The following is a 23,915-nucleotide window of genomic DNA, read 5'->3' as shown; positions in this document are numbered from 1 at the left end:
ATTTTATTAGAAATCGAAATTTTAGAGCTGGTCCCCAGACTAGCTTAGAGGGCTTTATATGCCCTCAAAACAGTGATAAAAAGCAGAAAATCAAGGTTTTCGGACGGTCTGGAGGGGGGGTGGGGGGAGGATTTTTATTTATGTATTTATCTACTATAATTTGCAACGGTGGTCAAAGGGGGTGGGGGTCTTGGGGTGTCCCTATGCCCTTGCCATGATGCCATCTCTCACTGCCCCAAGGTGACGGCTACTTGTATACCTTACCCTTATAATGCACACCAGTCGCCAGTTCCAGCGGGTCTGCCCCTAACCCATTGACTCCACCACTAGGAGTTGCAACCCCATTCAGCGGATTAGGCGCCATCTTACCAACGTCTGTTAGCTTTTGGGTATCAATCGAAGGTGTGTTATTGCCTAACTTGCTGTTATTCAGCGCCTTTGTGCCTTCGAGTTGTGACCCCATCTGGTTCACACCTGCCGACATCAGCGCATTTGACATGTTTTGCGCTGCATCACTGGTTGACTGCGCCTTCTGCTGCTCTATCTGCTGGCGCTCTCTTGACAACTGCTGGGTGTTCTGAAGGTGAACATCCTCCACATGCTGCTTGCGAGCCGTATCCTGCGCCGCTACGTTGGCTATCGTGTCGCCCATAGCCTTGTTGGCGGCTTCCTTCGCCATTGCCACGCTTGCAGCAGTTCCACCGCCAACAGCAGCAGCGCCATCAGCCTTGCGGATGTACTCGTTCTGCACTTCCTGCGCTCGTCTCATGAGGTTCTGCCCTGCTTTGGTGTCTAGATAGTCCGTATTGTACTCCTTGTCGTACCAAGCCTTCTCAGCGTTCGTTCTGTACCGGTTCTCGGCTTGTGCTCGTCTAGCCGCCTTCTTCGCCTTGTTAGCACCAAACAGAGAGGACGCAACAGATCCAGCCAGCATTGCAGCAGTCGCAATCCACTCTTTCTTCTCACCAAGCACTGGTGATGAGGTCAAATTCTTTGGGATTTTTGATAATATTTCCATCATAATTGCAATTATTTAGAGTTTTCGGGGGCAAATATATAATATTTGGGGGTACGTTTTGCGGTATTCCAAACTACCCCGAGTTTTCGCCAAAAACCATAAATTTGTTAGTCGGGGCGCAAACATCTACGAAACCGTTTACCTCAACCCCTTCAAGAAGCCTTATTTTGTAAGATAAACTGACAAATAGCCAAAAACGCTAATAGCTTGATAATAAAGACTTTAGTCTCGCTCACTCCATAAGGGAAAACAAAGACGTAATGTAAAGAAAGTTCTTATTTCACAAATGAAGTTATTTTGCAAACAAAAAAGTCGTTTTGCATTAATAGGTACGCACGTGCGCATAGTAAAGTTTAACATTTCGATTTTAGGCTGTTTTGATGTCTGTCTGACACGAACAAGCACGAACTCCTATCATTTTCGCTGATTTTTGCGATTTTAGGGCAGATGGTCGGGATTTCTCTCAAATTCGCAAGTTTTGAGCCGTTTAAGAGCCATTTTTGTGCAGATTAGAGCCGATTTTGTGGATTTTCCGTAGATTTCAAGGTTTTGTGCAGGATTTACCGCTCATCTAGGTTTTAGAACAACTAGAACAAAATAGAACGAAATAGAACAATGAAAAATGATGGTTAGAACAAAATAGAACAAATGGTGAATGAGCCTAGACCTTCTCCGTACCAACTCTGTACCCTCTCCGTACCAAGTCTTAGTCTTTGCAGGGTTTGCAAGGTTTGCAAGGTTTGCAGGAGTGTGCTTTTCTATCTTTCTAGTTGGAGAAATATTTTTTCCTAGTTGGAGAAGTTGTTTTTTATGGTTGAAGGTTATGTGGGTGTATCTCTCTGTAGGGGGAAGAAGAAAACCTTCGGGGGATAAGGGGGCAGCGCCCCCACGGGCGCAGGGCGCCCTCCCCATGCCGTGTGGGGCTGGCGCCTGGAAGAAGAGTGAATCGATCCACACGATAAGTTGTAGTACTATCATCTTGCAATCTCCTTCAACTCCTCAACTTGCTTGAAGAACTCCTCCAGCGTATCGGCCGTGTAATGGATGCCCTTGTAGCGAATGAAGGAAGCGAACTCCTTTGAATCATCAACCAGTCGCAAAGGCTCTTCGCCTAGAAGGGTTGAAAGTTTAACATTTAGTTCTTTAGCTATTCTGCAAAGCATTTCTAGCGAAGGGGCAGTTTTGTTAGTAACAATATAGCTAATTGTCACCGATGTAACGCCCAATCGTTCCGCTAACTCCTTAGAAGTAACTCCCTTTTCTTTCAATATCTCTTTGAGATTTATCTTAATGTTGCTATTCGTTTTAAATGCCATAAAATAATACCTTAATAATTTGGGTGCAAAGATACAAAAAATAAAGTAACATTTTACTTAATATCTGTAAAATTAAGGCAATATTTTATTAATGAGAGTTAAAAATAAGGCTAAATTTGAAAATTGTTCTTGAAAAACTTGCAGGAATTAAAAAATTACCTTATCTTTGCAATCGAAATCAAGAACAAGTTCAAGATTTCAAGCGGTGGGATGGCGCATTAGTGAATTGATGAGAAACAACCGCTATATAAGATGATGTTAGTCAGCAATACGGAGAAGTGAATACTCTTGAAAACCCGAGGACATCGTACACCGAGTTGTCACACTCTAAAAGGACAAAGACAAAGAAGTCTCAAACACTCATCACGCAAGATGGAAAAACGCTAGTCGTGTTAGACTAGAGAAATATCGAAACACGTTGACCCACGAACGTTAAGTGAGGGAGCTAGGTCACATATAGCTTGTGAACGTTGGGAGCAAACGTACACCTGCACTATTTTGAAGTTTAACAATTTAACATTAACAATTATGGAAAAGGAAAAACCAATGATTTTGTTGGAACTAACAAAGGCAGAAGCTATCGTGGTTGCCAACATACTTCGCAGAACAGCTAAAGAGAATCCATTTCACTGGAAGGCTGGCAGCGTTGAGAAGACAAGAGATTTGTATGATAATGTGCTTGCACAGACATTCGATTATAAAATTTAAAGACTATGGCAACAGTAAAGAAGCTAGAGTTAACGCTTAACCAGTTGTGGGTGCTTAAGTATATCCTGCATGAGGTTGCCGGAAGCGAGGAAGGAGCTAACCGCATCTACCTCACTCCAAAGGAAAGAGTTTCACTCAGACAGATAATAAGTAAATTGTAAGGATATGAAGAAGTATATATTAGTACATGAGCCAGTAGACCCTAACGAGTCTCCTAGTATTGTAAGACAATTCGATACTAGAGAAGAAGCAGAAGCCTTCGGGTGGAAGACAATGGGTAAACTTTGGGTGTATGAAATGAGTAAGTAAAAACCGCTGGGGATAAGGGGGCAGCGCCCCCACGGGGCTGACGCCCCTCCCCACGCCTAACGGACAAAAGATTATGGAAAAATATTTGGTAAACATGTATAGCATTTACAAACGAACAAACGGACATACATTTTGGACGGAAAGTTTCTCCAAAGTGCTTAACGAAAATGTAGTAAAACACGCAAAACAAGCTAACAAGGAAGTTGGCTACAAGTACGTAGGACGTTTCAAAGATACACATGGCAACTATTACACTCAGTATGCGCGCGTATCTAAGGAGTTATCTAACTCGGAATGTAAAGTTATCTACATGGTAACAATAACAACATTAAAATAAGACTATGGCTAAAGAAGTACATGTTATATTGAAGGGTGATTGCTATTCAATGAACACTTATTGCAGCACCCTCAAAGAGTTTTTGGAAATGAGAAACCTCAAGAGAAGTGACGTTTCCGATTGGTGGAAAGAGTAATCAGCCATTAAACAATTAAGGCAATGGACAAGACAATAACACTTACGAGCGATGAGATAGTAAATATCACATCAGCTATTGAAGATAGAATAATCCTTCTAGAGGATTATCTTTCAAAACACGATGGCACTCCAATAGCGCATAAGCGATTGAAGGAGTTCAAAGAAATTAAGGCAAAGTTGAACGATTAAAGTGTACGATTATGAGAAAGAAATCATTAGAGATTTTAAATAAGCAGCAAATTCGTATGACAGAGTATTTAATGCGTGACTTTGGCAAAAGCACCATTAATAGAGATGATTACGAAAAAATTATCAACAGAGTTGATAAAATAGAATGTATTTTCTATACGTACAGAAATCGCATCTATGAGTTACATGGCTTAGATTTAAGAAATAATAGAGACATCAAGAAAAAGCGTGAAGTTTACTTCAACGCCTATCACACCAACAAAGAGTATATGAAATTTTAAAGAATACGATTATGGCAAAGAGAAGAAACAAGACATACGAGCAGCAGAAGAAGTTTTATGATGGCTCAAACAATTACGAGAGCCTAGGTGCATTATTCTTCTACTGGCTTACATGTGGAAACATGACAGAAGAGAAGATGCAGGAAGTGTACAGAGAATGCACAAAGGAATGCAAGGAGTACATCATTGAAGACTTGTTTCACCTTGTAGGACACAAGACCTTCTATCAGTTTATCAAAATCTTCAACTTTGGAAAGAAGTAAACATGGAGCGGTTAGCGAATAGAGGAGCACATCACGTTCAAGCCGTGAGACCGCACAATATTAACAATTTAAAAGAAAGGATTAAGTTATGGACATTACAATTTATGTTTTATGCGCTTTGTTTGGCGCATTGGCAGGTTACAGAATCAGAGACGCTAAAGATATGGAGGACGAGTAGTATGAACATCATCAGAGTAACAAAGACATCACGCAACAGAGTTGACGTAATATTCACTGGTTATCAGTATATGTTCTTTCACGCAGATTTCGGACTTGTGGCAGTAGCAAAGCGAGAAATGAACGGAATACAAGCGGAGAACCACTTCGTTATCATGCGTTCGGAACAGATAAGCGAGAAAATGATAACGAGTACAATAGAGAAGAACGAGAGCACCTTCAACAATAGATTGAATAAGTTTTTCTTCTCGAACGAGGACAACAAGCCGCAACACGCTTTACCATATATCGTAGATATTAAACTTGAAAAGAGATAAGACAATGAAGAAGAATAAGTTAGAACTTACAGACAAGGAGTATGACGCTTTAAGAGCGTTACTCTATCAAACAACAACATCAGCCTATGCAAAGGCAGTTGGTTACGCAGTCTTCATGGCGGCACATTTGGAGTTGTTTCCGGAGACATACAAGACATTAAAGGAGATAAACAATAAGATTAATTTGTAATGATATGAAGAAGAGCATTAAGTTAGCATTGGTAGTGATAGCAGCAGCCATCCTACCTTTGGCAATAGAAGGAGCAGGAACACAAGACACAGAGCGCAAGGAGTTGATAAACTTCATCGAGTATTGCAGAACTTGCGAGAATCTTCGCCAAGTGAATCCGGCAAAGGACTACACCAAAGCCAGCCTTCACGAATTGAAGACCGTAGCACGCTTTTACGAGGAGCAGGAGGACTTTGCCGACTGCACCGACTATCCGCAGCAGGCAGAAGTTAACAAGATTATCGGCAGAACCTATGCCGCTAGAATGGTTAACAATAACAAGTAACAATTTAAATTATAGGAGATTAAGATATGAATCCATTATTAGTAAGACAAGCTATAGAGTACGCAGTTTTGTTGTGTGATAAGTACAACAACAGAATTGTTATAACCATCAACGGAAGTGGTGGAATGGGGAACTCAACAGAGATAAGACCTTATTGCGAAGAAGATTTTCGTTTTGTTCCCGACTTAAATGCAATTATAGTCACGAGAACTGAGGGAAAAACTTTTATTGATACAGATAGTATAAAGACAATTCATTGTTACAAACAAAAAAATATAGGAGATAAAATTATGAAGACAACTAAGGCAGTTAGATTGAGTGACAATTTAGAGAAGTTAATCCATGACGATAGTAATAACATGCTTCCGAGACGCCATCCACGTAGATAAGTTCGGGAACAGATACAGAGCCAAGACAACTTGCATCATCAAGCAGACACCATTTGCCGAGAGATATTATCTTACGAACGGAATGCAGGTAAGCAAGAGCACTTGTCTAGAGAAAATCAAGTAGAGGTTATTGTTAAACTTCCATAGGGTGAATGCGGTATTCAAGCCGATACAGACTGGTTGCAAAGTACCATCCACCCACAAGTATTAATTTTAAAAAGAAAGGATTTGATTATGAAAAAGTATGTAGTAGAAATCGTTGAGAAGGTAGTCTACAAGGTCGAGTGTTCCGATATTTCGGAGGAATACGCTGAAAAATTCGCAAGAACAATGTATGATACCGGTCAGCTTGAAGGCACTGGCGAGTTGGAGAGTGTTTCATTTGATGTAGAAGAGAAGGAGGAAAAGTAACATGAGAAAGCAGATAGTTTTTGTATTGACAGAACTCTATGGAAACGAGAGTGACACAGAGGTAAACGTTTTGGGAGTCTATACCACCAAGACCAAGGCAAAGGAAATGCTGGCAGAGAAAAAACAGAAGGTGCTTGAATCATACGAGCAAGCATTTTGCGGTGAGTATGAGGTTTCCGAGGACCATCCGACACTCTTCGAGATTACTAACAAGAATGAGTATATTTGGGAGCAGCTATTAATAACAGAGAATGAGGTAGTATGAGCAATCGTTTTTTATTTGAATTTTAGAGATTATGAAAAAGAGATTTTACAGTATTGACGAAGGGATGAAGAAGGAACTTCTATCCCGATTGTTCGGAAAGAACTACGCAAGTACAGATACAGACAGATTGCAGGAACTGTATTGCGGTTATTTCGGTATTACACCCTTGCAGGTGAAATTCCTAAGTTTTGCAGCTTATGTTGACAGACTGGGAAAAGTAGCTCCCAGTACATCGGCATCCGTCAACAATGAGATACTTTGCCAGCTTCTGAATAAAGAGGAATTTGATTGCAAGAGTACCGATGTATCAGATTTTAATGATAAGTTGTTCGTGAACATAGATAGTGATAATCGTGGAGTAGCATTATTTTTTCATTATAAGGAGAACTAATATGAACAAGCAAGAGTTTATTTTCGTCTTCCCTCAGTCAGGGGAGACGATTACAAAGGAAATGAATCCTTTAGCAGTGAAAGACGCTGCAATCAAGTATCTGAAGACTCAGAACGAGGTGAGAGGGGATATTTGCATCATCAAGGATAGCAAGGATAATGTAATTGCAATGGGGTATGTGAGTGACAACATGAAAATCTCCTTCTTTACAGAGGATGAGACCGTCAACGACATCAAGCCGATAGGAGTAATCGAGGAGGGGAGATATGAGTGAAATCAATTTCAAGGCAAAGCTAATAAAAACAGAAATGTGGTTAGATTGCCTACCTTATGCTAATAGTCAGTTCTTTTCGAGAGGAAATATTAATCCTACTATAGACACCGACACTCTCTGTCAATTTACCGGAACACGGGATTGTGAAGGAGTTCCTATCTACGAGCATGATTTGCTCAGAAATAAGAAGACAGACACCATCTTCGAGGTAGTTTGGAATCAAGGAAACACTAGTTTCAGTTTGGTGAATACCGAATTTCCAGTTCTATATCCAAACACTTTAGGTGGGATGTTACGTAATAACCAACTGAAAGTAATCGGTAACAAATTCGATAAGAAAGGAGGTAAAGCATGAGTAAGCAGGAATGGTTTGTACTGTTAATATTTCTGTTCACGATATTGATGGCAGTACTGGGATAAAAGAAAACGAGTATGGAAAAGGCAAGAATCGTATTGTATGATGATTTGGTAATCATTGACGAGACGGAAACCTTCTTCACGGACGCAAAGAATCTGGAATCAATCGTTATATCATGCTTGCGCACCACTCCAGGCGCATTGATAGCTGAGGTTTACGTGAAGGATAAGTTGAAGTCGAAAATGACCCTTACCAACAAGGGCAAGCCAAAGAAGATGAGCATCCACCCTAACTGGGGTGGAAGGCGAGCTGGAGCAGGAGGCAAGCGTAAGGGAGAAGAAGTCCTATCCAGCAAGGTATGCTTTCGTGTTGACGAGGAAACATTGGAGTTTCTAAAGAGCCTTCTAGACAAGAAGGGTGAGTATATACGAAATGCGATACAAGAGAAAAGAGAACGAGACAAGGAAAAGGGTAGTCAGTAATGGCTACCCTTTAATCGTTTATTACATCTTGCCTTCCAGCGCATCAAAGGCAGACTGTACGTCCTTGCTCAGAGTTCGGGCGTATCTTGTGGTTTGGCGCAAGGTAGTATGACCGAGCACCCTTGCCACGATATTGATAGACATACCCTTCGAAAGGAAGAGCGTAGCAGCCGTGGCACGCCCCATGTGAGAGTGGAGACGCTCAACCCCGACCATCTGTCCGATAACTTTGAGATAGTCGTTATATTTCTGATTGGAAATCTTTGGCAGCGAGAAATCGTATTTTTCAAGAATCTCTACAGCAGGGGATAGTAGCTGGAACACGAAATCAGTATCAGTCTTCGTTCTCTTGGAATGATAGAACCTCTTGCCATCCTTTTCAACGCAGTTGGCGTAATCGAATGAAGCAAGGTCAGAGTATGCCAGTCCGGTGTAGCATTGGAAGAGAAACAAATCTCTTGCCGCCTGCAAATGAGGAGTGGAAAGGTCAAGCGTCTTGATTTCGTTGAACTGCTCTTCTGTGCAGCAGTCAACATACTGCTTTTCGCCCTTGCCAATATGGAATGGCAGAAACTTGTATGGATTCTGCTCCAGCAAGCCGTCTATCATAGCATCATTGATGAACAGCTTTAGATACTTGTGATAGTCGTAGATGGTGCATTGAGCCTTGCCCTGCTTGTGAAGGAACTCATCCATGGCACGCACATTAGATACGTTACAGTCAGAGAATGAGATAATCTTACCCCAGTCCTGCAGGAATCTGATAAACACAGCATAGCGCTTCTTGGTATGATCATGAACCTTGCGTTCATTCATTCTCTTCTTGCAGTAATCAATGAATGAAATGTTCTTGTCTTGCTCACCATTGAAAAGCGCAGGAATCAGAGACAAATCCGTGATACCTTCCTTCAACATTTTGTTCAAGACGATTCTACCACGCTCCTCAAAGGCTTCCAGCTGCTCGTTGAGTACAGCAGCATCCTTGTGCTTGATGATGCGGTTTTGGTTTGAAGACCACTGGTTGGGAGTGACCTTGATACCGGTTGAAATGTACTTGCGCTCAGATTTGTAACTGAACCGCAATTCGATGGAAACTGGCTTCTGTGAAGTCCCTCTTTTCAACCGATTGTGAACGAAGCTTAAATTAATACTAGCCATTTTGATAACATAATTTTACGGAGTTGATAACATTTTGATAACACACCCCAAATTTAACATTTACAGCAACTACTACCTATTAGGCTAGTTTTCAGGAGGTTAAGGCACTTTAGAACGTAGACCAGTCAACGACAAGTAAATACCAGCCTATTTCCAGCACCAAGACCGCCCAAAACAAAAAATACGGAGATAAGTACTTGATTATAAGTGACTTACATCCGTATTCTTTTTAGATAAAATTCTATTTCTAGCGTTATTTTGTAACGACTGAGTGATTCCGTTGGGGTTCGAACCCAAGACCCACAGCTTAGAAGGCTGTTGCTCTAATCCAACTGAGCTACGGAACCATTTTCCTTAGTCCTTTTTCTTGTTTGCGGCTGCAAAGGTAATACTTTTTCTTGGAACTACCAAATTTTTTTTCAACTATTTCTTAAAAACTCGTTTTTTATAAAGCTTTTGCCCTTTCATCTTCGACTGGTTGGTCAGCTTTATAAACGTCTACATTTTTAAATAATTGCTTTATCACCTATTAATTCATAAAAAATCTATAAAAAAAGTTTGTGGTTTCAGAAATTATTTGTAATTTTGTACTGTCATTCAGATTTTTGCCTTGTCTCTTAATGCGACACAAAGACAGACGGAACATCTGAGATGATAAACTGGGGCTTTTTAGATGCTCTGAACCTAATATAATAATATTGCTAACTAACTGTGTCGCAGAATTTAGGGATGAAAATTAAGAGTTTTTTGATTGCGTCTTTGGCTGCATTTTCTCTGACAGCTGGCGCACAGTCTTTGTCACCAAGTACTAAATGGCATTGGGACAAGGGTACAATCGTAGTTGACACACCTGAGCGTCCTGCCGGACAGGAGAACGTTTTGGGTTTGAAGGCTCCAAAGTTGCAGACAGTACGTGTGGGCTTTGTGGGTCTGGGAATGCGTGGTCCATGGGCTGTGATGCGTTTCTGCCACATTCCTGGTGTAGAAATCGTTGCCCTTTGTGATTATGAAGAGGCTAGAGCCGAGAAATCTCAGGAGTATCTCCGCAAGCAGGGATTGAAGCCTGCCGACATCTACAGCGGAGCCAAGGGCTACGAGGAGTTGTGCAAGCGCAAGGACATCGACCTGGTTTACATCGCTGCCGACTGGAATCACCATTTCCCAGTGGCTAAGATGGCGATGGAGAACGGCAAGCATACTGCCATCGAGGTGCCTAGTGCAATGAACCTGGAACAGTGCTGGAGCCTGATTGACCTCAGCGAGAAGACACGTCAGCATTGCTTCATTCTGGAGAACTGCTGCTATGACTATTATGAGATGAACGCCCTGGCTATGGCGCAGGACGGTGTTTTCGGAAACATCATCCGTGCTGAGGGTGCTTACATCCACTGCCTGGAGGACTTCTGGAATGCTTACTGGCAGGATCCTAATGACAATGACAAGGACAATCTGCACTGGCGCATGAAGTACAACATGGAGAACCGTGGTGACGTTTATCCTACTCACGGCTTGGGTCCTGTGGCTCAGTGTCTGAACATCCACCGTGGCGACCGCTTCACAACATTGGTTGCAATGGATACGGAATCATTCGTAGGCAAGGACTGGGTTTCAAAGAAGAGCGGCAAGGAGTGCAAGGAGTTCCGCAATGGCGACCACACTACTACCTTGATGCGTACAGCCAAGGGTAAGGTAGTGGAGATTCAGCACAACGTGATGACTCCTCAGCCATACAACCGATTGTTCAAGTTGACCGGAACCAAGGGTTATGCTACCAAGTATCCTACCGAGGAGTTTGCTCTCTCTGGTGATGCTTTGAAGGGTACAGGTGCTCCTCAGATGGACAACCTCAATGCTCACGGATTCATGAACAAGGAGCAGAAGGAAGCGTTGGTGAAGAAGTATTATCATCCTATCCTCAAGAAGTATGGTGAGCTGGGCCGTCAGATGGGTCACGGCGGTATGGACTTCATCATGGATTCTCGATTGGTTTACTGTCTGCAGAACGGTTTGCCATTGGATATGGACGTTTACGACCTGGCTGAGTGGTGCTCACTGGCAGAGTTGGGAGCCATCTCAATGGACAACAACTGTGCACCCGTAGCCTTCCCAGACTTCACCCGTGGTTTCTGGAACAAGGTGCAGGGTTACAAGCACCAGTATGCTTCTCCTGAGGACGAGGCTGCTACCGAGGCAGCTGCCGCTGCTTACACCAAGGCTCAGAAGGCTGCAACAGCCAAGTATAATCTGTGGAAGCTCTATGACGCCGTAGCTGCTGCCAAGAAGGCAAACAATGCGAAGGCAGTGAAGAGCGCAACAGCCAAGTACAAGAAGGCGGTAGTTGTAGCCAAGAAGGCAATGGTTGCCAAGAAATAAGGATTATAGAACTTTCGCATTTTTCCCCACACGCCCTGAAAGGGCAGAAGCTCCTAAGCTCAGGGCAGCGCCCTGGGTTAATTATGGTCGCAAGCCTGTCGCCCTGTAAGGGCAAAAGCTTCAAAGGCCAGACGATTTAAAAAGCTTTTGCCCTTACAGGGCGTTTTTATTGAATGCCCGTATACCCGGGGCGTTGCCCTGGGCTAGGGGCTTCTGCCCTTTCAGGGCGTATTGCCATGATTTATACAGGCGATGGGGGAACTTTCTAACTAGGAAAAACTTAATACAAAAATCAACAAATGAAAAGAACTCATTTAATACTATTCGCTGGAATACTGTGCTGCTCTCCTGCCTGGGCAGGCGACGTGCTGGGAGGATATTTCTACCAACAGCAGGAAGCACCTACGGGATGGGAATGGCAAAGTCCTGATTCCGTGGCAGTTAACAAGCTACAGCCACATGCCTGGTTCTTCTCGTTCAGAAATATTGACGAGGCGAGAAAGGTATTGCCGGAAAACAGTTCCTATTGGAAATCACTCGACGGAATGTGGAAATTCCATTGGGCGCCGAATCCTGATGAACGGCCAAAGGACTTTTTCCGTACAGACTATGACGTTTCGAAATGGGACGACATCAAGGTGCCGATGAACTGGAACATGGCTGGACTGCAGAGAGACGGAAAGAACAAGTATGGAGATCCACTTTACTCCAACCAGCGCGTTATCTTCCAGCACTCCTGGCAGCCGATGAACGACTGGAAGGGTGGAGTGATGCGTACACCGCCAAAAGACTGGATGACCTACCGTAACCGCAACGAGGTGGGCTCCTATCGCAGAACCTTCACCGTGCCTGCCGACTGGAAGGGACAGGAAATCTATCTCAACTTCGACGGAGTGGATTCCTTCTTCTATCTCTACATCAACGGCAAATACGTAGGATTCTCGAAGAACTCCCGAAATCTGGCTGAATTCAATATTACACCTTATTTAAATAAGGAGGGTGAAGAGAATACGGTGGCAGTAGAGGTTTACCGCCATTCTGACGGTTCGTTCCTCGAAAGCCAGGACATGTTCCGACTGCCAGGTATTTTCCGTACCGTGGCGCTGACGGCAAAGCCTCAGGTGCAGGTGAGAGACTTCAAGGCAATTCCTGACCTGGACGAAACCTACAGCAACGCCAAGCTCCACATCACAGCCCAGCTTCAGAATCTATCGAAGAAGGCTATCAAGGGCTACACTATCCAGTATTCACTCTACGCCAACCGCCTTTATTCTGATGAGAACACCCTGCTCAGCGGTGTAACCGCATCGGCTAAGCTCGCTGGCAAGCTGAACGCAAAGGGAGAAATCGAACTCGAAGCTACGCTGGATGCTGCCAACAAGGTGAACCTCTGGAGTGCAGAAGCACCTCATCGCTACACGCTGGTGGGCGAGCTGAAGGACGGAAAGGGCAGAACCGTGCAGACTTTCTCTACCTTCGTTGGTTTCAGAAAGGTGGAAATCAAGGAAACTCCGGCAGAAAAGGATGAGTTCGGACTGGCGGGAAGATACTATTATCTGAACGGTCAGCCTATCAAGCTGAAGGGTGTGAACCGTCATGAGAACAATGTTAAGGCAGGCCACACCGTGAGCCGCGAACAGATGGAGCATGAGGTATTCCTGATGAAGCGTGGCAACATCAACCACGTGCGCAACTGCCACTATCCGGATGCGCCTTACTGGTACTATCTGTGCGACAAGTACGGCATTTACCTGGAGGACGAGGCAAACATCGAGAGCCATGAGTATTACTACGGCAAGCAGAGTCTTTCTCACGTTCCGGAGTTCCGTAACGCCCACATCGCAAGAAACATGGAGATGGTTCACGCTACAGTCAATCATCCTTCCGTGGTGATCTGGAGTCTGGGTAACGAGGCTGGTCCGGGCAAGACCTTCGTGGACTGCTACAATGCCATCAAGGCTTACGACACCAGTCGCCCGGTTCAGTATGAGCGCAACAACGATATCGTGGACATGGGTTCCAACCAGTATCCATCCATCGCATGGGTGCAGGGAGCCGTTCAGGGCAAGTACAAGCTGAAGTATCCGTTCCACATCTCAGAATATGCGCATTCCATGGGAAATGCCTGCGGAAACCTCATCGACTACTGGGATGCTATCGAGAGCACCAACTTCTTCATGGGTGGCGCCATCTGGGACTGGGTAGACCAGGCTCTGGACAAGCAGGACCCTGCTACCGGCAAGACCTACTGGGCTTACGGAGGCGACTTCGGAAAGGACAACAAGCCTAACGACGGAATGTTCTGCATGAACGGAATCATGCGTCCTGACCTCACTCCAAAGGCTCAGTATTTCGAGGTAAAGAAGGTTTACCAGAATGTGGGCGTTAAGGCAATCGACATGAAGCAGGGACAGATTGAAATCTTCAACAAGAACTACTTCGAGCCTCTGAAGAACTATCAGATAGTATGGTCGCTCTATAAGGACGGAGTCTGCGTGAAAAAGAATCAGCCATTGCAGGGAGCCAAGAACATCGTAGGTCCTCGCGAGAAGGGAATCTACACCTTGCCATACGATTATGCAAGTCTGGATGCTAACAGCGAGTACTTCGTGACCGTCCAGTTCCTTCTGGGCAAGGACATGCCTTGGGCCAAGAAGGGGTATGTGCAGATGGAAGAGCAGCTGAGAGTGAAGGGTGCTGATGTTGCCGCACCTTCTATCGCTGCAGTTGCCAAGACCGGAAAGGCGATGAAATATCAGCTGGATAAGGCTGCTAAACGTGCCAGCATCACGGGCGAGAACTTCCTGGTGGCTTTCGACCTGAACACCGGATCCATCTACAGCCTGAAGTACGGCAACCAGATAATCATCAAGGATGGCAATGGTCCTCAGCTGGATGCTTACCGTGCGCCTACGGATAACGATGCCGGAATCGGTTACCACAACGCATGGTTCAAGAACGGACTCTATGACCTGCAGCACGTGGTGAAGAGCTGGACCTGCACTCCTAACAAGAAGGATGGAACCTACAAGCTCGACTTCACCGTGGAGAGCCAGGGCAAGGAAGGCTGCGACGTGAACTATGGCAACCGTGACCGCAACCCAGAGTCTTGCTACAATTTCGAGAAGAACAAGCGCGCCCTGACAGATGCTGACTTGAAGTTCACTTCCCGTCAGATCTACACCATCTACAAGGACGGTTCCATCGAAATGCAGAGCGCCATCGGAGCCAACCGTTCTAAGGTAATCCTGCCTCGCATCGGTTACTCTATGGTATTGCCAAGCGAGCTGAACCAGTATGATTACTACGGCCGTGGACCGGTGAACAACTATAACGACCGCAAAACCAGCCAGTTTATCGGTTGGTACCACAGTCCGGTGGCAGAGCAGGGCATTATGCTTCCTAAGCCTCAGGCACAGGGCAACCGCGAGGAGGTTCGCTGGTGCGCAGTTACCAACAGCCAGCAGCAGGGCGTGGTGTTCATCTCCGACAGCACCATGTCGGCTTCGGCTCTCCCTTGGAGTCAGCAGGAATTGACCTTGGCTGCTCATCCTTATCAGTTGCCAAAGAGCAGCGGAACCCATCTGCACCTGGATGCAAAGGTTACCGGTCTGGGTGGCGCAAGTTGCGGACAGGGTGGTCCTTTGACTCCTGATCAGGTTCGCAGCACTCCAACCACCTTCGGATTCATCATCCGTCCAGCCGTGAAGTCAGAGCTTCCAAATCTAGTGAAGGTTTCAGCTACGGGCAGAAAGATGGTGAAGGACATCATGCAGCAGATGAAGCAGAACCAGCAGAACACCGGTTTGCAGATCGCCTTTGCTTCCAGCCAGGAGCCTGATGAGGGCGATGCTGCCTATCTGGTAGACGGTGACCCTTCAACTATCTGGCACACGATGTATTCCATCACCTTGGCGAAGTATCCTCACTGGGTTGACTTCGATGCTGGTAAGCAGAAGGTAATCAAGGGCTTCACTTACCTGGCACGTCAGGACGGTTCGCTGAATGGTTGCATCAAGGATTACGAAATCTATGTAAGCAACGATAACAAGACTTGGGGAGAACCTGTTGCAAAGGGCAGTTTCGAGAAGACAGCCAAATTGCAGAAGGTAATGTTCGGAAAGCCAGTCAAGGCACGCTACGTCCGCTTGCGTGCACTGAATGAACAGAGCGGTCAGGACTATGCTTCCGGAGCTGAGTTCACTCTTGTAACGGAATAAAAAGCCCACACGACCAGAAAGGGCAGAAGCTTTAAATTACCCCATATATACAAATCGCCCTGAAATGAGTTGAGTTTCATTTCAGGGCGATATTTTTTTGAAAACCTTTTTTAAAAATCCTTTCAGTTCAGACTGGGATTAGTGCTGAACAGGGATTTTCTTAACGCGGCGCTCATGACGACCACCTTCGAATGTGGTGCTGAAGAACTCGTCGAGAATAGTCTCAGCGGTCTTGTTGTCAACGAAACGGCCAGGAAGAACCAAAACATTGGCATCATTATGCTGACGAACAAGATGAGCAATCTCCTTGCACCATGCCAAACCGGCACGCACACCTTGATGCTTATTCAATGTCATGGCAATACCTTCACCACTGCCACAAATACCAATACCAGGATAAACCTCACCGCTCTCAATGCCTTCAGCAAGAGCGTGACCAAAGTCTGGATAGTCTACACTAGCATCGCTATAAGTACCGTAATCCTTAACAGGATAACCCTTCTTTTCCAAATATTCCAAAACGAACTGCTTCAATGGAAAACCTGCATGGTCGCATGCAATACCAACTGTCTTTACTTCCATAATACTTAAGTTTTTTAAGTGAAGAACGAAGAGTGAAGAATTCAAATCCTTTTTCTCTCGCATACCTGCTTCATCGCTTCACCAGGTTAATAAAATATTAAAGGGATAAGATTCTGTATTCATCTTACATGAAACACGAAACATGCCCCACTTGATAAATATGAAAAGGAGAGTGAAGAGCGAATAGCTGAAGATGATTCAAAAGATTATCCGAAAATAAAACCATTGAATTCTTCACTCTTCGTTCTTCACTCTTCACTTAACTTTATGCTTCAGCCAAGAAAGCCTTTACCTGCTTGTAAACGTTCTCGCCTGTGTAACCGAGCTTCTCATCAAGTACCTTGTAAGGAGCTGAGAAACCGAAGCTCTCCATACCCCAAACCTTACCGTTGGCACCTACGAGACCCTGGAGTGTTACAGGAAGACCGGCAGTCATACCGAAGATCTTAGCGTTCTTTGGCAATACGCTCTCCTGATATTCCTTGCTCTGACCGCGGAACAAGCCCTCTGATGGAGCACTTACCACGCGAACCTTGATGCCGTCAGCACGCAAAGCCTCGCAACCAGCCTCCAATGTAGAAACCTCAGAACCGCTAGCTACCAGGATAACGTCTGGATTCTCATCGCTGCCTGCTACGATGTAAGCACCCTTGGCAGCCTGCTCATAGTCTGTTCCCTCTGGCAACTTAGCGATGCCCTGGCGAGAGAAGATCAAAGCTGTAGGAGTCTCAACGTTCTCCATAGCAAGCTTCCAGCAAACGGTAGTCTCGTCAGCATCTGCAGGACGGAATACGCGAACGCTGTCCTTGCCAGCGTGGTTCTTCAACTTCTCCATCAGGCGGATCTGTGCCTCCTGCTCAACTGGCTCGTGAGTAGGTCCGTCCTCGCCAACGCGGAATGCATCGTGAGTCCAGATAAACTTAACAGGAACCTGCATCAGGGCAGCGATACGAACAGCTGGCTTCATATAATCAGAGAATACGAAGAATGTACCCATTGCTGCAACCACACCACCGTGGAGCATCATACCGATACACATATCAGCCATTGTCAACTCAGCAACACCTGCCTGGAAGAAAGCACCTGAGAAGTCACCACGAACGATGCTCTTGGTCTTCTTCAAGAAACCATCTGTCTTATCTGAGTTAGAAAGGTCAGCAGATGCACAGATCATGTTAGGAACCTGCTCTGCCAAAACACCGAGACAAGCAGCAGAAGCAGCACGAGTAGCTGAACCAGCCTTCTGCTCAACCTTGCTCCAGTCTACCTTAGGAGCCTTGCCGCTGAACCACTCATCCATCTGAGCGGCCTTCTCTGGGTTAGCCTTGCGCCACTCTGCCTCTGCAGCCTTGCGCTCAGCAACGATCTTCTTCAACTCCTCAGCACGCTTTGCGTAAATCTCCTTTACATCGTCGAAGATAACGAATGCATTCTCAGGGTCACCACCGAGGTGTTTGATTGTATTTACGTAAGCGTCGCCACCGAGAGGAGCACCGTGAGTATTGATGCAAGCCTCGTAGCTTGTGCCGTCTGCGCGGAGAGCACCCTTACCCATTACGGTCTTACCGATGATGAGGGTAGGGCGATCCTGCTCCTTCTGGGCAGCATCGAGAGCCTCACGAATCTGAGCCACGTCGTTACCATTGATCTTGATGACATTCCAGCCCCAAGCCTTGTACTTCATCTCTGTATCCTCGTTCATTACAACGCCACACTCTGTAGAGAGCTGGATGTCGTTAGAATCGTAGAACATGATAAGGTTGTTCAAACCGAGGTTACCAGCGATACGACCAACACCCTGAGAGATTTCCTCCTCTACAGCACCATCAGAAATATATGCGTAAATCTTGTGCTGCATCATAGTAGAACCCAGACGAGCCTCGAGGAACTTCTCTGCAAAAGCTGCACCAGCTGCGAGGGCATGACCCTGACCGAGAGGACCTGATGAGTTCTCAATACCACGCTCAAGGTCGAGCTCTGGGTGACCTGGAGTTACTGAACCCCACTGGCGGAACTGCTTGAGGTCTTCCATTGAGAAGAAACCACGCAAAGCCAAACCAGCATAGAGCATTGGGCTCATGTGACCTGGGTCGAGGAAGAAGCGGTCACGACCAGTCCATGTTGGATCTGCTGGATCATAAACCAAGTACTCTGCGAAGAGTACGTTGATGAAATCAGAACCACCCATAGCACCACCTGGGTGACCAGAGTTTGCCTTTTCTACCATTGAAGCAGCCAAGATACGGATATTATCTGCTGCATGATTCATTACTTTAATGTCGTTCATAACACAAATTACTTTATTTTGTTATTATTGATTGTTTTCTGCTGAAATATTCCTTTGACAATTCTGTTTCAGAATGTCGAACTGTTTGTTCATCAGCTCCTTATATGAAAAGAGCTGATGAAATTTAGATTTTTCCCTACAAATATACTACTTTATTTTCAAAACTACGATAGATTTTGCAGGAATTTTAACCTTGAGGGTATTTTTCTTGACTTTTGCATCCTTGAACACGGCAGGCTTCACTACCTCAGGGTGCTCAAAATCATTATAGTCGGTCACCTTCTTGCAAGAAAGAATCTGTCCGTTTACAGCCTTTGGAGCAGCTGCGCCATCCAGTTTGAACTCAACTTCCTGAGCCTTGTCAAGACTAACATTTGCAAGAGAAACCACGATGGTTCCGTCTGCCTTCTTGGCAGCAGATGTAGAAACCAGAGGAATCTTTCTGCCGTCCTTCGCATGGCTGTCGCCACGAACGTCCATAGAGTCGCACTTCACGTCCATTGGGAGATAGGTAGCCTCCTGGAAGTCCTTGTACATGTTGAAAACATGATAGGTAGGAGTCAGAACCATGTGACCGGTTCCCTTGGTGTCGGTGAGAATCATAGACTGGAGCACGTTGACCACCTGAGCGATGTTTGCCATCTTGATGCGGTCAGCATGGCGATGGAAGACATTGAGCGAGAGGGCTGCCACGAAAGCATCGCGCATGGAGTTCTGCTGATAGAGGTGGCCCTTGATGGTTCCTGGTTCCTCATCCCACCAGGTTCCCCATTCATCTACGAGAAGACCAATCTGCTTCTTTGGGTCAGCCTTGTCCATGATGGCTTCGTGCTTCTTGATGACATCCTCAATGCCGAGGCACTTGCCCATGGTCCAGTAGTAATCGTCGTTGTCGAACTTGGTAGCCGAACCCTTGCTGCCTTCCCAGCCGGTTACTGTATAATAATGTAAGGAGATTCCGTTGGCACGATGACCAACACGGTCCATCAGCACCTTGGTCCAGTTGTAATCGTAGTCGCTGGCTCCGGAAGCAACCTTGTAGAGTTCGTTGCCATCATAGTTGCGGCAATAAACAGAGTAACGGCGGAAGAGGTCAGAGTAGTATTCTGGGCGCATGTTGCCACCGCAGCCCCAGCTCTCATTGCCCACACCGAGGTACTTTACCTTCCAAGCCTTGTCGCGACCGTTCTGTCGGCGGAGCTTAGCCATAGGTGTATCGCCGTCGCTGGTCATGTATTCTACCCACTTGGCAAGTTCCTCAACAGTTCCCGAACCCACGTTTCCGCTGATGTAAGGCTCGCAACCCAACATTTCGCAGAGATTCAGGAACTCGTGAGTACCGAAGGAATTGTCTTCGATGGTTCCACCCCAGTTGTTGTTCTGCATCTTAGGACGATTTTCACGTGGCCCGATTCCGTCCATCCAGTGATACTCGTCTGCGAAACATCCTCCAGGCCATCTTAATACAGGCACTTTCAAGTCCTTGAGAGCTTGGAGCACGTCGTTACGGTAACCTTGTGTGTTAGGAATCTTGGAATCAGGACCTACCCAGAGTCCACCATAGATGCAGCTACCGAGATGCTCGGCAAACTGTCCGTAAATCTCTTTATTAATTTTCTGCTTGCCTTGGTTGGCATGAATTGTTCCGGTTACATTCTGAGCCTGTGCGGTGAATGCAACTGCTGCAGAAAGCAATGTGGTTGCGAAAAGTTTCTTCATTATCTTATAAGTTTTATTTTTGTTGTTCTTTTATAAGAATACGTTTGTGGAGACTGATTCCCCACAAACGTATTGATATTTTGTTAGTTTTTGTTCTCAACAGCTGCCTTTTCAATGGCAAGACCTGCCTTGTAGGTCTCAATATACTTGTCGAAACCAGCTACTTCTTCTGCAGTAGGCGCGATTTCAACACCAGTATTGCCGGCAAATACCTTCTTGTCGAGGTAATCAGCCAGGCTCAGCTTCTCTGCATTGTTTACGAGATAGCCTGCGAGCAGGGCAATACCCCATGCACCACCTTCGCCTGCTGTCTCCATCACAGAGATAGGGGAGTTGATGGCTGCAGCGAGGATGCGCTGACCTACACCCTTGGTCTTGAACAAACCGCCATGACCGGTGATGCGGTCTACCTGTACCTTCTCGTTCTTGAACAAGACATCGTTACCAATCTTCAATACAGCTACTGAAGCATAGAGGTTGGCGCGCATGAAGTTGGCGAGGTTAAAGTGGTCGTTGGCTGAACGTACGAACATTGGGCGACCTTCTGCCAAACCGGTTACAGGCTCACCAGAGATATAGTTGTAAGCAATCAAACCACCGCAATCAGCATCGCCTTCGAGAGCGTGGTTGTAGAGTTTGCCGAATACCTCGTTCATATCCACAGGTACACCGAGCAACTCCTGGTACTGCTTGAACAAACCAACCCATGCATTGAGGTCAGAAGTACAGTTGTTGCAGTGAACCATGGCAACAGGACTACCATCTGGAGTTGTCACCATATCAATGACTTCGTAAGGTTGACTCAAGGCTTTCTCCAACACGATCATAGAGAAAGAAGAAGTACCTGCACTTACGTTACCGGTGCGCTGACGGACAGCATTGGTAGCCACCATACCTGTGCCAGCATCACCCTCTGGAGGACAGAGAGGAACACCAGCCTGGAGAGTGCCTGATGGGTCGAGCTTCTTAGCACCTTCCTCGGTCAGGGCGCCAGCGTCTTCGCCTGCGTTCAAGACCTCAGGGAGAATGTCGAGAATCTTCCAGCCCAGGTTCTTAGGCTCGATGAGCTTATCGAACTTAGCCACCATCTCTGCATCGTAGTTGTTGGTGTTGGAATCGATAGGGAGCATACCTGATGCGTCGCCTACGCCCAGAACCTTCTTGCCTGTGAGCTGCCAGTGGATATAACCGGCGAGAGTGGTAAGGAAGTCAATCTTGTTGATGTGGTCCTCACCATTCAGGATAGCCTGATATACGTGAGAGATACTCCAACGCAATGGGATGTTGAAGTGGAAGAGCTCTGAAAGTTCAGCTGCAGCCTTGGCTGTATTGGTGTTACGCCATGTGCGGAAAGGAACGAGAATGTTCTCATCCTTACCGAAAGCCATGTAGCCGTGCATCATCGCAGAAATACCGATGGCAGCCAACTGCTTGATTTCACAGTCGTACTCAGCCTTCACGTTCTTGCGGAGGTCGGCATAGCAATCCTGCAAACCTTTCCAGATTGTGTCGATGCTGTAAGTCCAGAGACCATCAACCAACTGGTTTTCCCACTCAAAGCTACCCTGTGCGATAGGGTTGTTGTCGGTGTCAATCAAGACAGCCTTGATTCGGGTAGAGCCAAACTCAATACCGAGGATGGCCTTACCTGATTCTATAATAGTTTTTGCTCTCATTATTGATTCTTTTTTTAATGGATGGAACAAAGAGAAAAGCAATGGAATTCTTCCCTCTTCGTTCTTCACTCTTCACTCTTCACTTAAATTATCTCAACGCCTTGTTGAGCATGTAGTAAATCTCGTTGTTGCGGAGCTGCTGCTTGAAGCTGCTGATAGTTGTGTTCTTGTCGATGTTGACGAACTCAATACCCAGGATCTCGCAGAAGTCTTCCCAGTACTCAGCAGTGATGTCGTAAGAGAATGCACTGTGGTGTGTACCACCAGCGAGGATCCAAGCACCTGCACCAATCTCGAAGGTTGGCTGTGGAACCCAGAGAGCTGAAGCTACAGGGAGCTTAGGCATTGCCTGTGGTTCGATGCACTCTACCTCACTTGCGATGAGACGGAAACGGTTGCCGAGATCAACTACAGTTGCCTTAACACCCTTTCCTGTCTTAGATGTGAATACCAAACGAGCTGTCTGCTGCTTGCGGATACCGATGCCTAGGAAGTGAACCTCGAGCTTTGGCTTGTCTGAAGCAATCAATGGGCAAACCTCGAGCATGTGGCTCTGGAGGCTAGATGTGCGGTCGGCAGCGAAGTTGAGTGTGTAGTCCTCGAGGAATGAGCAACCCTTCTCCAAGCCCTGGTTCATTACCCAGAGTGTGCGGTAGAGGCAAGCTGTCTTCCAGTCACCCTCAGCACCGAAACCATAACCCTCTGCCATCAGGCGCTGTGAAGCCAAACCAGGAATCTGGTCGAAACCGCAGAAGTTTGGATCGTCGATGTCAGCATCGCCGAGGTCATCGAAGTTGGTTGTGAATGCTACTGCGTTCTCATCCTTCAATACGCGACGGAGAGCAATCTCAGCCTTAGCTGCGTTCTTCACCTTCTCCCAGTAAACTTCCTCGCCAGACTCATCAATCTTGATGGTGTACTCCTTCTTGTACTCCTCAACGAGAGCATCAGCCTCAGCATCTGTTACCTTCTTGTAGTACTCCATGAGTGAAGATACTGGGTAGTAATCTACATGGTAACCCAAGCGCTGCTCGAACTCTACGCGGTCGCCATCTGTTACGGCTACGTTGTTCATGTTCATACCGAACATCAAGCAGCGTACGTTGTGAGCATCAGCAACACCTGCAGCTACGCGAGCCCATGTAGCAATCTGCTTCTGAGCCTCTTCGCTCTTCCAGTAACCTACAACAACCTTTCTAGGGATGCGCATGCGGGTGCAGATGTGACCGAACTCGATGTCGCCGTGAGCTGACTGGTTGAGGTTCATGAAGTCCATATCGATAGAATCCCAAGGGAGTTCTGCGTTGTACTGAGTATGGAAGTGGAGGAGAGGCTTCTCGAGAGCCTGCAAGCCCTTGATCCACATCTTAGCTGGAGAGAAGGTGTGCATCCATGTGATGATACCTACGCACTTCTTATCGTTGTTGGCAGCCTTCATGACGGCCTCTACTTCTGCAGAAGAGTTAGCTGTGCCCTTGTAAACTACCTTGATTGGGATGATGCCACTGTTGTTCAGACCATCTACCATGTCCTTTGAGTGACCATCAACTATCTTAACTGTTTCGCCTCCGTAAAGAAGCTGTGCACCAGTTACAAACCATACCTCTAAATTTTCAAATGCTTTAATCATGATTGTTTGTTGTATTAATTGTTAGGGTGTCCAGTTCTCTGTTCTTAAAAACAAGCTGGAAACATCCCTGTTAATTGTTAATATTACGCTCTGATATTTAACGTTTCATGTAACGAAATAGTTCTTTGAAAA

General features: G+C 45.9%; 28 protein-coding genes and 1 tRNA gene. 20 read left to right on the top strand and 9 right to left on the bottom strand.

Translation table 11 applies throughout. The annotated features are described in order from the left end of the window. Positions 1–247: 247 nt before the first annotated feature. Together ACTQ53_RS15735 and ACTQ53_RS15730 are read right to left on the bottom strand one after the other, a co-directional pair. Positions 248–1,021, bottom strand: a complete 774-nt coding sequence (locus tag ACTQ53_RS15735; RefSeq protein ID WP_441934096.1) for a hypothetical protein — start codon at positions 1,019–1,021, stop codon at positions 248–250. Positions 1,022–1,992: 971 nt separating this feature from the next. Continuing rightward, positions 1,993–2,334: a helix-turn-helix domain-containing protein gene (locus ACTQ53_RS15730; protein ID WP_441934094.1), complete on the bottom strand. Its 342-nt coding sequence runs from the start codon at positions 2,332–2,334 to the stop codon at positions 1,993–1,995. Positions 2,335–2,862: 528 nt separating this feature from the next. Between ACTQ53_RS15730 and ACTQ53_RS15725 the strand changes: the two genes are divergently transcribed. The 18 genes from ACTQ53_RS15725 to ACTQ53_RS15640 all read left to right on the top strand — a co-directional run bounded on the left by ACTQ53_RS15725 (position 2,863) and on the right by ACTQ53_RS15640 (position 8,138). Beyond that, positions 2,863–3,042: a hypothetical protein gene (locus ACTQ53_RS15725; protein ID WP_441934092.1), complete on the top strand. Its 180-nt coding sequence runs from the start codon at positions 2,863–2,865 to the stop codon at positions 3,040–3,042. Positions 3,043–3,047: 5 nt separating this feature from the next. After that, positions 3,048–3,203, top strand: a complete 156-nt coding sequence (locus ACTQ53_RS15720; protein WP_441934090.1) for a hypothetical protein — start codon at positions 3,048–3,050, stop codon at positions 3,201–3,203. Between the two features lie 4 nt (positions 3,204–3,207). Continuing rightward, the gene (locus tag ACTQ53_RS15715; RefSeq protein ID WP_441934088.1) at positions 3,208–3,351 is read left to right on the top strand and encodes a hypothetical protein; all 144 of its coding nucleotides are present in this window, start codon (positions 3,208–3,210) and stop codon (positions 3,349–3,351) included. A gap of 73 nt (positions 3,352–3,424) precedes the next feature. After that, positions 3,425–3,688 (top strand): hypothetical protein, encoded by a 264-nt coding sequence (locus tag ACTQ53_RS15710; RefSeq protein WP_441934086.1) that lies wholly within the window; start codon positions 3,425–3,427, stop codon positions 3,686–3,688. Between the two features lie 4 nt (positions 3,689–3,692). Then, positions 3,693–3,824, top strand: a complete 132-nt coding sequence (locus ACTQ53_RS15705; RefSeq protein ID WP_262884577.1) for a hypothetical protein — start codon at positions 3,693–3,695, stop codon at positions 3,822–3,824. Between the two features lie 23 nt (positions 3,825–3,847). After that, entirely contained in the window at positions 3,848–4,015 is a 168-nt protein-coding gene (locus tag ACTQ53_RS15700) for a hypothetical protein (RefSeq protein ID WP_441934084.1), read from the top strand. Positions 4,016–4,026: 11 nt separating this feature from the next. Then, complete coding sequence (locus tag ACTQ53_RS15695) at positions 4,027–4,296, top strand: hypothetical protein (protein ID WP_441934082.1); 270 nt, start codon at positions 4,027–4,029, stop codon at positions 4,294–4,296. An 11-nt stretch (positions 4,297–4,307) separates the two neighbouring features. Next, positions 4,308–4,559 (top strand): hypothetical protein, encoded by a 252-nt coding sequence (locus tag ACTQ53_RS15690; RefSeq protein ID WP_441934080.1) that lies wholly within the window; start codon positions 4,308–4,310, stop codon positions 4,557–4,559. Between the two features lie 179 nt (positions 4,560–4,738). Then, positions 4,739–5,053: a hypothetical protein gene (locus tag ACTQ53_RS15685; protein WP_441934078.1), complete on the top strand. Its 315-nt coding sequence runs from the start codon at positions 4,739–4,741 to the stop codon at positions 5,051–5,053. A gap of 4 nt (positions 5,054–5,057) precedes the next feature. After that, positions 5,058–5,243: a hypothetical protein gene (locus ACTQ53_RS15680; RefSeq protein WP_441934076.1), complete on the top strand. Its 186-nt coding sequence runs from the start codon at positions 5,058–5,060 to the stop codon at positions 5,241–5,243. 4 nt (positions 5,244–5,247) lie between these two features. Further along, positions 5,248–5,568, top strand: a complete 321-nt coding sequence (locus ACTQ53_RS15675; RefSeq protein WP_441934074.1) for a hypothetical protein — start codon at positions 5,248–5,250, stop codon at positions 5,566–5,568. Positions 5,569–5,910: 342 nt separating this feature from the next. Continuing rightward, positions 5,911–6,081, top strand: a complete 171-nt coding sequence (locus ACTQ53_RS15670; protein WP_441934072.1) for a hypothetical protein — start codon at positions 5,911–5,913, stop codon at positions 6,079–6,081. A gap of 110 nt (positions 6,082–6,191) precedes the next feature. Next, complete coding sequence (locus ACTQ53_RS15665) at positions 6,192–6,368, top strand: hypothetical protein (RefSeq protein ID WP_441934070.1); 177 nt, start codon at positions 6,192–6,194, stop codon at positions 6,366–6,368. 1 nt (position 6,369) lies between these two features. Beyond that, on the top strand, positions 6,370–6,633 hold the full coding sequence (locus ACTQ53_RS15660; protein WP_441934068.1) for a DUF7336 domain-containing protein: 264 nt from the start codon (positions 6,370–6,372) through the stop codon (positions 6,631–6,633). Positions 6,634–6,664: 31 nt separating this feature from the next. Next, the gene (locus ACTQ53_RS15655) at positions 6,665–7,024 is read left to right on the top strand and encodes a hypothetical protein (protein WP_441934066.1); all 360 of its coding nucleotides are present in this window, start codon (positions 6,665–6,667) and stop codon (positions 7,022–7,024) included. Position 7,025: 1 nt separating this feature from the next. Then, complete coding sequence (locus ACTQ53_RS15650) at positions 7,026–7,298, top strand: hypothetical protein (protein ID WP_441934064.1); 273 nt, start codon at positions 7,026–7,028, stop codon at positions 7,296–7,298. Continuing rightward, on the top strand, positions 7,291–7,653 hold the full coding sequence (locus tag ACTQ53_RS15645) for a YopX family protein (protein WP_441934062.1): 363 nt from the start codon (positions 7,291–7,293) through the stop codon (positions 7,651–7,653). Before ACTQ53_RS15650 ends, ACTQ53_RS15645 begins: the two co-directional genes overlap by 8 nt. 77 nt (positions 7,654–7,730) lie before the next feature. Next, positions 7,731–8,138 (top strand): hypothetical protein, encoded by a 408-nt coding sequence (locus ACTQ53_RS15640; protein ID WP_441934060.1) that lies wholly within the window; start codon positions 7,731–7,733, stop codon positions 8,136–8,138. A 21-nt stretch (positions 8,139–8,159) separates the two neighbouring features. Here the strand turns inward: ACTQ53_RS15640 and ACTQ53_RS15635 are convergent, their stop codons facing one another. After that, positions 8,160–9,296, bottom strand: coding sequence for a phage integrase SAM-like domain-containing protein (locus ACTQ53_RS15635; protein WP_441934058.1), 1,137 nt, complete (start codon positions 9,294–9,296; stop codon positions 8,160–8,162). A 272-nt stretch (positions 9,297–9,568) separates the two neighbouring features. Further along, positions 9,569–9,643 (bottom strand) — tRNA-Arg (locus tag ACTQ53_RS15630). Positions 9,644–10,025: 382 nt separating this feature from the next. Between ACTQ53_RS15630 and ACTQ53_RS15625 the strand changes: the two genes are divergently transcribed. Then, the gene (locus ACTQ53_RS15625; protein ID WP_441934056.1) at positions 10,026–11,669 is read left to right on the top strand and encodes a Gfo/Idh/MocA family protein; all 1,644 of its coding nucleotides are present in this window, start codon (positions 10,026–10,028) and stop codon (positions 11,667–11,669) included. 299 nt (positions 11,670–11,968) lie between these two features. Continuing rightward, the gene (locus ACTQ53_RS15620) at positions 11,969–15,889 is read left to right on the top strand and encodes a glycoside hydrolase family 2 TIM barrel-domain containing protein (RefSeq protein ID WP_441934054.1); all 3,921 of its coding nucleotides are present in this window, start codon (positions 11,969–11,971) and stop codon (positions 15,887–15,889) included. A 138-nt stretch (positions 15,890–16,027) separates the two neighbouring features. Here ACTQ53_RS15620 and rpiB read toward each other — a convergent pair whose 3' ends face one another. From rpiB to araA, 5 genes are all read right to left on the bottom strand, one after another. Beyond that, positions 16,028–16,471 carry a ribose 5-phosphate isomerase B gene (gene rpiB / locus ACTQ53_RS15615; RefSeq protein ID WP_153121784.1) on the bottom strand — a complete coding sequence of 148 codons (444 nt, stop codon included), beginning with the start codon at positions 16,469–16,471 and terminating at the stop codon, positions 16,028–16,030. A gap of 265 nt (positions 16,472–16,736) precedes the next feature. Further along, positions 16,737–18,758: a transketolase family protein gene (locus ACTQ53_RS15610; RefSeq protein ID WP_441934052.1), complete on the bottom strand. Its 2,022-nt coding sequence runs from the start codon at positions 18,756–18,758 to the stop codon at positions 16,737–16,739. A 147-nt stretch (positions 18,759–18,905) separates the two neighbouring features. Next, positions 18,906–20,477 (bottom strand): alpha-N-arabinofuranosidase, encoded by a 1,572-nt coding sequence (locus ACTQ53_RS15605; protein ID WP_153121786.1) that lies wholly within the window; start codon positions 20,475–20,477, stop codon positions 18,906–18,908. 83 nt (positions 20,478–20,560) lie between these two features. Beyond that, positions 20,561–22,153, bottom strand: a complete 1,593-nt coding sequence (locus ACTQ53_RS15600) for an FGGY-family carbohydrate kinase (protein WP_294967577.1) — start codon at positions 22,151–22,153, stop codon at positions 20,561–20,563. Positions 22,154–22,241: 88 nt separating this feature from the next. Further along, positions 22,242–23,783, bottom strand: coding sequence for an L-arabinose isomerase (gene araA, locus ACTQ53_RS15595; RefSeq protein ID WP_441934049.1), 1,542 nt, complete (start codon positions 23,781–23,783; stop codon positions 22,242–22,244). Positions 23,784–23,915 lie beyond the last annotated feature (132 nt).

It is taken from the genome of Prevotella sp. Sow4_E9_plate (assembly GCF_052116205.1).
In the GTDB taxonomy this organism is placed as follows: domain Bacteria; phylum Bacteroidota; class Bacteroidia; order Bacteroidales; family Bacteroidaceae; genus Prevotella.
Note: the sequence above shows the minus strand (reverse complement) of the source record. Positions and strands in the feature narration are given on the sequence as shown.